Source organism: Micromonospora sp. RP3T (assembly GCF_003027925.1).
GTDB lineage: Bacteria > Actinomycetota > Actinomycetes > Mycobacteriales > Micromonosporaceae > Micromonospora.
Window position 1 is genome coordinate 1 of the sequence record NZ_PYPS01000071.1, and the last position, 10559, is coordinate 10559.

The following is a 10559-nucleotide window of genomic DNA, read 5'->3' on the forward strand; positions in this document are numbered from 1 at the left end:
GGGGTTGGGGTTGCGTGGGGGTGAGCGGGGCGGGGGGTGGTGCGGGCGGTGGTGCGGAGGCGGAGCAGGCCGGCGGCGACCGCGCCGGCGCCGGTGGCCAGCGCCACGGTGACCAGGACCCGGATGAGCGTGGGTGGGCCGGCGGCCGGGGGGACCGAGCGGGCCAGCACGGCGAGGTTGGACACGCCGGCGAACAGCGTGAGGCAGGCGCCGGCGAGCGCCAGCGTGAAGTCGGCGGCCGGTCGGCGGGCCAGCGCGTATCCGCCGGCGGCCAGCGCGCCGAGGCCGGTGAGCAGTGTCCACACCTGGCCGGTGACCAGCTCGGCGAGCAGACCGCCGGCCCCCGGCGCGCCGGTGTCGAGTGCCCGGCCGACGGTGAGCGCCACGGTGGCCGCGCCCCCCACCGCGAGCAGCCCGCCCACCGCGCGCAGCGCGCGGACGCCGGCAGCCGTGCCGCCGGGCACCAGGCCGGCCGCGCCGAGCGCCAGGAAACCGAGCGTGGCGGCCACCCACCACGGGTACGGGTCGGGCGGCGGCACCCAGTCCAGCGTGCCGCGTACCTCGGTCGGGGTGTCGCCGGCGCGCAGCGGCACCACCCAGTCGCGGACCCGCTGGACGCGGCCCGGGTCGGCGGCGACGGCGGCGGGCGGGCCGTCGGAGCGCCAGAGCGTGCGCTGGTCGTGCCAGCGGTGGGTCGGCCCGTCGGCGATCCGCCGCCAGGCCGGCGCGGCGGCCGGGTCAGCCTCGGCCGGGAGCCGCGTCTCCCCGGCGATGGTGCGGTTCAGCCAGGTGGCCGGCGAGCGGCTGTTCTCGAACACGCCTGCTGGACCGATCCGCAGGTACGGCTCGCCGGAGTAGCCGAGCACGGTGACGTCGGCGCCGCCGCGGTTGGTCAGCTCCAGTCGCGCGCCGGCCTCCACCATCCGGGCGGTCAGCCCGGTCCGCTCCGGGCCGACGCCGGTGACGGTGGCCCGGTAGTCGGTGCCGTCCGGCGCGTCCGCGCCGTGCGCGGCGGCCGGCGCGGCGGACGCGAGCAGGGCGGTGGTCGCGGCGGCGACCAGCAGCCCGGCCCGGCGCAGCGGTGCGGGGGTCACCTGCCGGCCGCCGCCACGGCTGCCCTGATGCCGTCCGGGCTCTTGTCCGCCAGCTCGGTGCCGTTGACCTTGATGGTGGGGGTGCCGGTGACGCCGGACCGGCTGGCCTCGTCGGTGACGTGCCCGGTCCACGCCGTGTACGTGCCGTCGTTCACGCAGGAGCCGAAGTCGTCCCGGTTCAGCCCGACGCCCACGCCGATGTCGATCAGCTCGTCGTTGCTGAGCCCGGCGCTGCCCTCGGCCGGCTGCTTCGCGAAGAGCTGGTCGGTGAACTCGCGGAACTTGCCGCCCTTCGCGGCGCAGCCGGAGGCGGCCGAGGAGCGGGTGGAGTACTCGGTGGTGGAGAAGCGGTTCAGGAACGCGACCGGGTGGAAGACCACCTTGGCCTTGCCCTCGCTGACGAGCTGGTTGACCGTCTCGCCGTTCACCTGCTGGAACTGTTTGCAGACCGGGCAGAGGTAGTCCTCGTAGAGGTCGATGGTGACCGGGCCGGAACCGTAGACGATGCCGGTGCCGGCGTCGTTCGCGCCGGGCGGGGCGGTGAAGTCGTCGGACTTCTGCGAGGAGTAGACGGCCCAGCCGATGCCGCCGGCGATCACCAGCACCAGCACCGCGGCGATGGTGGTGAAGAGCGTGCGCTTGCGGCGCTTCTCCCGGGCGATCTGCTCGCGTACCACGCGCGAGGCGTCCTTGCGGCCCTTGCGGCTACTCATCGTCGTCCTCCACGGTGTCGCCCGCGAGCCATCCGTCCACCGAGAACGGGGTGCGGGGCCAGATCAGCAGGAACCCGGCCAGTGCCAGGAACCCGAGGTCCCGGAGGATCTCCGGGAGGTAGCTCGGCGTCTCGCCGGCGCCGAGCTGACCGCCGCTGCCGAAGCACCCGCAGTCGATGGCCAGACCGCGCGCCCAGGCCGAGGCGATGCCGGTGACGAAGACCACCAGCAGCGCCGCGGCGACGCCGGCGCTCACCCGGGTGGCGAGCCCGGCGAGCAGCAGCAGGCCGAGGGCCAGCTCCACGAACGGCAGCGCCGCCCCGATCACGGTGGCCACGTCGTACGGCATCACCTGGTAGGCGTTCACGGCCCGGCCGGAGGCGGCCAGGTCACCGACCTTGGCGCCGCCGGCGACCAGCCAGACGGCGGCCAGGCCGAGGCGGGCCGCGACGCCCAGCCAGGGGCGCAGCGCCGGCCAGCGGGCGGGGGCGGGGGAGGGGTGCACAGTCATTCGTCGTCCGGCGGTCACGAAAGGTTCCCGCTATCCGGCCCGTGTGTCGCCGACGGCGTCGACCAGTTCGTCGCGGGCCCGGGCGACCCGGGAACGGATGGTGCCCACCGGCACCCCCTCCACGTCGGCGGCCTCGGCGTAGGAGAGGCCGAGCAGTTGGGTGAGCACGAACGCGGAGCGTCGCTCGGCGGGCAGCCGGTGGACCAGGTCGGTGGCACCGAGCTGGCCGGCCGGGTCCGGGTACGGCCGGTCGGTGGCCGCCTGGGCGGCGAGCCGCTCGTCGAGCCGGCGGCGACGCACCAGGGTACGCAGGTGGTCGGCGCAGGCGCGTCGGGCGATGCCGAGCAGCCAGGTGCGGGCGGAGGACCGGCCCTCGAAGCTGGGCAGCCCGCGCAACGCCCGCAGGTAGGTCTCCTGGGTCAGGTCGTCCGCGCTGTCCGGGTCGACCAGGGCGGCGGTGAAGCGCCAGACCTCGGCCTGGGTGGCCCGGACGAACGCGGCCCGCGCGTCCGCGTCGCCGTGCCGGGCCGCCAGCGCCCAGTCGGTGACCGTCTCCCGCGCAGCACCGGGCCCCGCCGGGAGGCGGTCGGCGGCGGTGTCGCGCGGGGCGGGGATCACGTCAGACGAGGTTACGCGGCGTACCTGTGCCGGACAGGGTCCTTCGGCCCATTCCGTGGTCCGGCACACGCCGGGAACTTTTCCCACCCCCTCACCGACTACCCCGGCATGACCTCCGACCAGCGCGCGGGCCGGGCACCTCGGCGTGCCCGCCGGAGGTCGGCTCGCCGGATGCCGCGCGGTTCGGGAACCATGGCGGTCATGAATGCTGCCGTACGCCGCCCGCCCGGGGCCGTCGCCGCCCGCTCCGGGGCCGCCGCCGGGCTGCTGCTCCTCCTGCTCGCCCTGCTCCTCGCCCCGGCCGCCCCGGCCAGCGCCCACGCGGTGCTGGTGAGCAGCAGTCCCGCCGCCTCCGCGGTGGTGCCCGAGGCGCCCGCCCAGGTGGTGATCACGTTCAGTGAGGGGGTCCGCAAGGTTCCCGGGAAGGTGCGGGTGATCGCCCCGGACGGGTCGCGGGCCGACCGGGGCGAGCCGACGTTCCGGGGCGCCGAGGTCAGCATCCCGGTGGACCCGTCCGGCGGGCGCGGCACCTACCTGGTGAGCTACCGGGTCATCTCGGCGGACAGCCACCCGGTCTCCGGCGCGTTCACCTACTCGGTCGGCGCCCCGTCCGAGCCGCCGACCGACACCGGCTCGGACAACCGGGCGAACCCGGTGACCGAGAACGCGGTCAAGGTGGCGAAGTACGCCGGCTACGTCGGTCTGCTGCTGCTGGTCGGCCCGGCGCTGGTGCTGGCCGCGCTCTGGCCGCGCCGGCTGTCCCGCCGGGGGCCGGCGCGGCTGGCCTGGGCCGGGCTCGGCGTGCTGGCGGTGGCCACGCTGGCGGAGCTGTGGCTCCAGGTGCCCTACACCAACGGCGGCGGCCTGTTCGACGTCACCTCGGCGGGCATGGGCGACGTGCTGGGCAGCGCCTACGGCGCCACCCACCTGGTCCGGCTGGGCCTGCTCGCGGCGGCGGCGTTCCTGCTCCGTCCGCTCTTCGCCGGCCCGGTCGGCCGCACCGACGGGATCATCCTGGCGGTCCTGGGCGGGGCGGCGTTGTTCACCTGGCCGCTCGCCGGCCACCCCGCCGCCTCGCCCGCGCCGGCGGTCTCCGTGGTGGTCGACGCCGTGCACCTGGGCGGCATGGCGGTGTGGCTGGGTGGCCTGGTGATGCTGGCCGTCTTCCTGCTGCGCCGCGCCGACGAGCGCGAGCTGGGCGCGATCCTGCCGATCTGGTCCCGCTGGGCCGCGCTCGCGGTGGCCGCGCTGCTGCTCGCCGGCACCGTGCAGGGGCTGATCGAGGTGGCCACCCCGAAGGCGCTCGTCGACACCACGTACGGCCGGCTGCTGCTCGCCAAGATCGCGCTGTTCGCGCTGGTGATCGGTGTGGCCGCGTACTCCCGGGCACTGGTGCGGCGGCGCGTCGCCGCCGGCCGGCCGGGCGCGATGCGGCGGGCCGTGGTGGCCGAGCTGGCGATCACCGCGGTGGTGCTCGGCCTGTCCGCCACGCTGGTGCAGACCACCCCGGCGCGGACCGCGGGCACCGGCATGACCGGCGGCTCGGTCGACTACTTCTCGACCACACTGAGCAGCCCGAAATATTCCCTCCAGGTGGAGCTGGACCCGGCCGGGACCGGCAACAACTCGCTGCACCTCTACGCCTACACGACCGACAACCGGCCGCAGGCGGTGCAGGAGTGGAAGGTCACCGCCGCGCTGCCGTCGGCCGGGATCGAGCCGATCACGGTGCCGCTGCTGCCGCTGAGCGACAACCACGCCACCGGTGAGGTCAGCCTGCCGGCCCGGGGCGACTGGCAGCTCCGGATCACCGTCCGCACGTCCGACATCGACCAGGCCACGGTGACCGCCACCGTGCCGATCAAGTAACGGAAGGTTCCATCTGATGATCCGTCTCCGGCGTTCCGCGACCGCCGCCGCGCTGACTCTCGCCGCCGTCTCCGCGACCGTGCTCGGCCTGGCCGGGTCGGCCTCGGCGCACGTCACGATCAACCCGAAGGAGGGGACGCAGGGCGGCTACGGCCGGTTCGCGTTCCGGGTGCCGAACGAGAGCGACACGGCGTCGACCGTCAAGGTCGAGGTGAACCTGCCGGAGAACGCGCCTGTCGGTTCCGTCTCCACCATGCCGGTGCCGGGCTGGACGGTGGCGGTGGAGAAGCGCAAGGTCGACCCGCCGGTCGAGGTGCACGGCAGCCAGCTCACCGAGGCGGTCTCCAAGCTCACGTTCACCGCGGCGCCCAACGGTGGCGTGAAGCCGGGCGAGTTCCAGGAGTTCCCGGTGTCGATGGGGCCGCTGCCACAGGTCGACACCATGGTGTTCAAGGTGCTCCAGACGTACTCCGACGGCAACGTCTCCCGCTGGATCGAGGAGCCCACGCCGGGCGCGGAGGAGCCGGAGAACCCGGCCCCGGTGCTCGCGCTGGCCGCCGGCGGGGCGTCCGCGTCCCCCGGCGCGAGCGCGCCGGCCGTCGCGGCGGACGACGACGATGACGACGACGCCGACTCCGGGGCGGCCACCGCGTTCGGGGTGGCCGGGCTGGTCGCCGGTCTGGCCGGCCTGGTCCTGGGTGGGCTGGCGTTCGCGCGTACCCGGCGGGAGCCCGCCGCGAAGTCCTGAGCACGGCACGGTCACCGGCCCGGCGGACATGTCCGCCGGGCCGGTGACCGTCGGTGGGCCGGGTGCGGTGATATCCGGCGATCGGCGGAGCGTCGTCGGTAAGGTCTGCCGGGTAGTTGGCTACCGAGAGGGACGACGCGAATGCGTTTCGTACGCACGATCGCCGGCATGCTGCTGCTGGCCCTGGGAATTCCGGCGCTGCTGGCGGGCGCCGGGCTGTGGCTCACCGCCCGGCACGCCGATCCGGCCGGCGGCTTCACCGCCCGCTTCGAACCGGTCCGCACGCCTGCCCGCGCGGTCGTGGTGACCGACGTGGACGCGCTGCTCCGGGCCGACCTGCCGGCGGCCCGCACCGGGCAGGTCCGGCTGCGGCTGGCCGCACGGGACGCCGGTGGCCCGGTGTTCCTCGGCCTCGCCCCGACCGACCAGGTGCGCCGCTGGCTGGCCGACGTCCCGCACAGCACCGTGCGGCGCGTCGCGGTCACCCGGGGCCCGCTGCCGGTCCGGCTCGATCCGGCCACCACCGGCGTCGCCACCGCCGTCCCGGCCGGGCAGTCCTTCTGGGTACGCCAGGGCGTCGGCTCGCTCCAGTGGCGCCCCGCCGAGCTGGGCGACCGGTCGTTGAGCCTGGTGGTGATGCGCGCCGACGGCGCCGGCGGGCTCGACCTGAGCCTGCGGGGCGAGGTGCGGGCCGGCTGGTTCCCGGGCGTGGCGTGGGCGTCGCTGGCCGGCGGCACGCTGCTGGTGGTCCTGGCGGTGCTGGTGCTGCTGCGCCCGCACCGGCCCCGGGAGGTGGTCTTCGTGGTCGAGCCGGACCAGGTTCCGGTGCTGGCCGGGCGGCTCGGCATCAGCTCACTGAGCGAGCTGGGCCGGCAGCCGGACCGGGCGTCCGGCCCGGACCGGCAACTGGTCGCCGTCGGCCCGGTCGCCGGTGGGCGGAGCCGCGCCGCGATCTCCGCCGCGCCGAGCCGGCGCTCGGCCAGCCCGGCCGACCTGCCGGCCGGCCGCGACTGGTCGTGGCCGCCGGTCTCCCGGCCCGACGATCGGTGATCCCGGCGCGACGGCAGGTGGCCCTCCGCGCTGCCGACGCGGAGGGCCACCGTCACCGGGGGAATTCGGTGCTACCTGGGAAAAACAGAGGTAGTGGGGACAAGATTAGCGCCGAACCGCGCCGTTTGCGAGGTCTGTCCGTTCAACGACCGTCGCGGTCCGCCGGCGGACCGGCAGCACCGCCAGCAGCAGCAGGCTCAGCAGCACGTACGCGTTACGCGTGACGAAGTCGACCGGGTCGTCGGTACGCGCCGGACCGGCGCCCCAGTCCTGGAACGTCACCACCCCGTACACGATCACCACACCGGTGCCCACGGCCAGCGCGAGCAGGCCACGACGCCGGCGGGTCCCGGCCGCCGTCGACCGGTCGGCGTCCAGCGCCGCGTCCACCAGCACCACCACCGCCGGAATGAACCAGTACAGGTGGTGGGTCCAGGTGATCGGGGAGATCAGGCCGCCGACCAGGCCGGTCAGCGTCAGGCCGGCCAGCGCGTCCCCGGCCCGCGCCGCGCGCGCCGCCCGCCACAGCCCGTAGCCGGCGACCAGCAGCGCGAGCACCAGCCATGGCAGCCGGCTCGGCTCCTCCGGCGCGGTGATCCGGCTGAGCAGCCCGAACAGGGACTGGTTGCCGGTGTAGTCGGTGCGGCCCACCCGGTCGGTGGCCCACAGCTCATGGGTCCAGAACCGCCACGAGTCGTGTGGCGCGACCGCCGCCGCCAGCAACGTGGCCGCCGTCGCGGTCGCCGCCGCCACCGCCGCCGCCCGCCACCGCCGGGCGGCCAGCAGATAGAGCACGAAGATCCCGGGGAACAGCTTGAGCGCCGCCGCCAGCCCCACGCCCACACCGGCCCAGCGCCGCCCCTGGGGTACGGCGAACAGCAGGTCGGCCAGGATCAGCACCACCAGCAGCATGTTGATCTGCCCGAAGGTGATCGTCTCCCGGGTGCTCTCCACCGCCAGCACCAGCAGCACGGCGACGGTCAGGCCGAACACGCGGGGCAGGCCGTGCCGCCGGAGCGCCGGCGTCACCAGCCAGCGGGTGGTGACCACCACGCCGGCCACGGTCAGCACCGTGAACGCGGCGATGGTGACCCCCAGCGGCAGCAGCGCGAACGGGCGCAGCAGCAGCGCCGCGAACGGGGGATAGGTGAAGTAGAGCGCGCCCTGCACCCGGTCCGGCTGGACGTAGTCGTAGAGCGGGTGCCCGGCCGCCCACCAGTCCATCGCCCGCATGTAGATCTTCAGGTCGAAGTAGTCGTGCACGAAGCCGGGCAGGTAGAGCGCCGGCAGCATGGCCGCCAGCGCCAGCACGGTGACCACCCGCCGAGCCGTACGCCCGCCCGCGTCGTCCGGGGTGACGGCGGGTGGGGCGACGGGTTCGGCTGGCACGGGGAAACCCTAGCGGTCCACCTGGCCGACCGGGCCGAGGCGCGGGCGGGTCGGCGGCGCGTAGTCTGTTCCGGTGGCTGATCTTCTCGTCTGGATCGATTGTGAGATGACCGGGCTGGACCTCGATCGGGATGCCCTGATCGAGGTCGCCGCGCTCGTCACCGACCCCGATCTCAACGTGCTCGGGGACGGCGTGGACGTGGTGATCCACGCCGACGACGCGACGCTCGCGGGCATGCCGGAGATCGTGCGCACCATGCACGCCAAGTCCGGCCTCACCGAGGAGGTACGCCGGTCCACGGTCACCCTCGCCGAGGCCGAGGACCTGGTGCTCGACTACGTCACCAGCCACGTGAAGGACCCGAGGACCGCGCCGCTGTGCGGCAACTCGATCGCCACCGACCGGGGTTTCCTGGCCCGCGACATGACCCGGCTCGACGCCCACCTGCACTACCGCATGATCGACGTCTCCTCGATCAAGGAGCTGTGCCGGCGCTGGTACCCACGGGTGTACTTCGGTCAGCCGCAGAAGGGCCTGGCCCACCGCGCGCTGGCGGACATCCGGGAGAGCATCCGGGAGTTGGAGTACTACCGGCGGACGCTGTTCGTGCCGCTGCCCGGCCCGGACGTGGAGACCGCGAAGGCGATCGCCGCCCAGCTCTGACGTCCGGGTCGGAACCCGGTGGACGGGGCGGGGCCGGGTGTGGCTATTATTGGTCCGCGCACCGCCCGGGTGACCGGAGCGGCGAGCATGGTGGCTGTAGCTCAGTTGGCAGAGCACCGGGTTGTGGTCCCGGTTGTCGTGGGTTCAATTCCCATCAGTCACCCCAAGCGTTCCCCGCGTCAGGGCCGGTTTTCAACCGGCCCTGACGCGTATCTGGGGGCATGGTGGGGGCAGTCACCGGCGGCGCAATTCTGCCGACGGCCACGCCGACCCGGAACGCCCTCACGGTCTGCCGGCTGCGGGGGCAGCCGATGTGGTCGCGGGGCCAGCAGGTAGAGGGCGGGGAAGCCGACGACCGCGGCGTAGAGATGTGGGCATCTCTACGCGGTTGAGGCCGGTGCTGGCTGGACGCGAGGATCTACACCACCCAGATGCTCTTGATGGTGGCGGGAGCGCTGAAGACCTTGGTGGTGATGAGGGGCCGCGCTCGTAAGTCTGATGGTCGCCAGCGGCCGTGAGCTGGCACTCCACCGGCACCGAGGCGGCGACCGCCATCCCGGAGCGTGCGCAGCACCGGCGCGTCGGTGGGAAACGCCAACGCCACACGAACAACGCCCCGCTCACCTTCGGGTGGGCGGGGCGTCGCGTTGGATGGTCAGGCCGGGTGTAATTCTCGGACGCTGCGGTCGGTCGCCACGTACTGCGGCCAGTCGTCCGTGTGGCACTCCGCAGCGTGCAGGGCGGTGCGTACCTGCGACAGAAGGATGTGGACGGCGCTCTCGAAGTCGTCGGCTTCGATGCTCGTGGCGAACTCCACGGTGCGATCGGCCAGGCTGGCAGCCATCTGCACCTCGCAGTCCAGATTGTCGAGGTGTTCCTGCACGGCGTCGAGGAACTCCTCGTACTGCGCGTCGGTGCCGTGTGGCGTACTTTCGAGCGTCATCTGGATCGCGATGCGATGCTGCTGCATGGTCATCCCTTCTCCCAGCATGTGGCTCGTTTGAGCTGTCCAACAAGATCTTTTAGGTAGTTCGCACCGGAGGGGGTGCACTTCACGGTCTTCCAGTGCTTTTCAGGGCATGGGCAGTACAGCTTGAAGTACCTGTTGCCCCCGCCGTCAACTCTCCAGTTCTTGCGCTCAGCCTCGCGGAGAACGTCCTCAAGTTCTTTGACTCTGTGCTTGGGGCGTGACACTCGGTAAACGCTCCTTGCCTCTTGAGGTTACCTACCCGGAAGATCCACTAACAGACACGGTTGGTCACAGACGCGCCAACGAGTGAAGAGGGCATCGGACGCGGATCGTAGGGTCTCGTTCGGTGTACCGTGACCGCTTCGTCGGCAACGCGACACCGAGGTCAGGCGCGCGCCCGTTCGTCGCGTCACCGCCGCCAGCTCCAGGCATCCGGCCCCGGCTGGCGCGACGCGGCCGGAGCTGAGCAGCTCGCGAACGCCAGCCTCAGCGGGATTCTCTCCGCCGGAACGGCGCCTTCGTCGTTGCGGTCGACGAAGGCGCCGGCGAGATGGTCGAATACCTCCGTGTCGTCTGCGGCACAGCCTCGTCGCGCGGTTGCTGTCGGCGAAGGAGCCACCGTCGTTGACGGCGATCCAGCGGCGCCTGGGGCACGCGTCGATCTCGGTCCCGTCGGACCGCTGCGGCTACATGGTGCCGGCGTTGGATGAGCGGATCGCGGCGGCGTTGGATGCGGCGTTGCCGCGTTCGGGCTGGGGGCATCGAGCCCGACGCAACCCGTTACAGCCGAATGTAATCCGAGGCATCTAGGGCCTGTGTCGAAGTCGGTCACAGCCATTCGTTGATGGCGGCGACGTGCACGGTGGCCGCGTAGCGCACGGCGAGTTTGTCGAAGCGGGTGGCCACGGAGCGGTGGCGTTTGAGGCGGTTGAT

Annotated in this window: 9 protein-coding genes, 1 tRNA gene and 2 pseudogenes; 5 read left to right on the forward strand and 7 right to left on the reverse strand. The window is 73.3% G+C overall.

The window, feature by feature from the left end; all coding sequences use genetic code 11:
- From C8054_RS31265 to C8054_RS31280, 4 genes are all read right to left on the reverse strand, one after another.
- The coding region (locus C8054_RS31265) for a hypothetical protein (protein ID WP_107162756.1) at positions 1–1094 on the reverse strand (1094 nt) is incomplete at its 3' end.
- Positions 1091–1807 (reverse strand): thioredoxin domain-containing protein, encoded by a 717-nt coding sequence (locus C8054_RS31270; RefSeq protein WP_107162757.1) that lies wholly within the window; start codon positions 1805–1807, stop codon positions 1091–1093. The genes C8054_RS31265 and C8054_RS31270, both read right to left, overlap by 4 nt.
- Positions 1800–2318, reverse strand: a complete 519-nt coding sequence (locus tag C8054_RS31275) for a MauE/DoxX family redox-associated membrane protein (RefSeq protein ID WP_107162758.1) — start codon at positions 2316–2318, stop codon at positions 1800–1802. Before C8054_RS31275 ends, C8054_RS31270 begins: the two co-directional genes overlap by 8 nt.
- A gap of 30 nt (positions 2319–2348) precedes the next feature.
- Positions 2349–2936 carry a sigma-70 family RNA polymerase sigma factor gene (locus tag C8054_RS31280; RefSeq protein ID WP_107162759.1) on the reverse strand — a complete coding sequence of 196 codons (588 nt, stop codon included), beginning with the start codon at positions 2934–2936 and terminating at the stop codon, positions 2349–2351.
- Between the two features lie 201 nt (positions 2937–3137).
- Between C8054_RS31280 and C8054_RS31285 the strand changes: the two genes are divergently transcribed.
- From C8054_RS31285 to C8054_RS33315, 3 genes and pseudogenes are all read left to right on the forward strand, one after another.
- Positions 3138–4805: a copper resistance CopC/CopD family protein gene (locus C8054_RS31285; RefSeq protein ID WP_107162765.1), complete on the forward strand. Its 1668-nt coding sequence runs from the start codon at positions 3138–3140 to the stop codon at positions 4803–4805.
- Positions 4806–4821: 16 nt separating this feature from the next.
- Positions 4822–5553, forward strand: a complete 732-nt coding sequence (locus C8054_RS31290) for a YcnI family protein (protein ID WP_107162760.1) — start codon at positions 4822–4824, stop codon at positions 5551–5553.
- Between the two features lie 651 nt (positions 5554–6204).
- Positions 6205–6423: pseudogene (locus C8054_RS33315) on the forward strand (hypothetical protein); the annotation flags it as partial.
- A 285-nt stretch (positions 6424–6708) separates the two neighbouring features.
- Here the strand turns inward: C8054_RS33315 and C8054_RS31300 are convergent.
- Complete coding sequence (locus tag C8054_RS31300; RefSeq protein ID WP_107162761.1) at positions 6709–7992, reverse strand: glycosyltransferase 87 family protein; 1284 nt, start codon at positions 7990–7992, stop codon at positions 6709–6711.
- A 73-nt stretch (positions 7993–8065) separates the two neighbouring features.
- Between C8054_RS31300 and orn the strand changes: the two genes are divergently transcribed.
- On the forward strand, positions 8066–8656 hold the full coding sequence (gene orn, locus C8054_RS31305) for an oligoribonuclease (RefSeq protein ID WP_107162762.1): 591 nt from the start codon (positions 8066–8068) through the stop codon (positions 8654–8656).
- A 90-nt stretch (positions 8657–8746) separates the two neighbouring features.
- A tRNA-His gene (locus C8054_RS31310) sits at positions 8747–8822 on the forward strand.
- Positions 8823–9311: 489 nt separating this feature from the next.
- On the opposite strand, the gene C8054_RS31315 is transcribed toward C8054_RS31310, so the two are convergent.
- Both C8054_RS31315 and C8054_RS31330 read right to left on the reverse strand, forming a co-directional pair.
- Complete coding sequence (locus C8054_RS31315; protein ID WP_146180018.1) at positions 9312–9626, reverse strand: hypothetical protein; 315 nt, start codon at positions 9624–9626, stop codon at positions 9312–9314.
- Between the two features lie 828 nt (positions 9627–10454).
- Positions 10455–10559, reverse strand: a pseudogene (locus C8054_RS31330) (IS5/IS1182 family transposase); the annotation flags it as partial.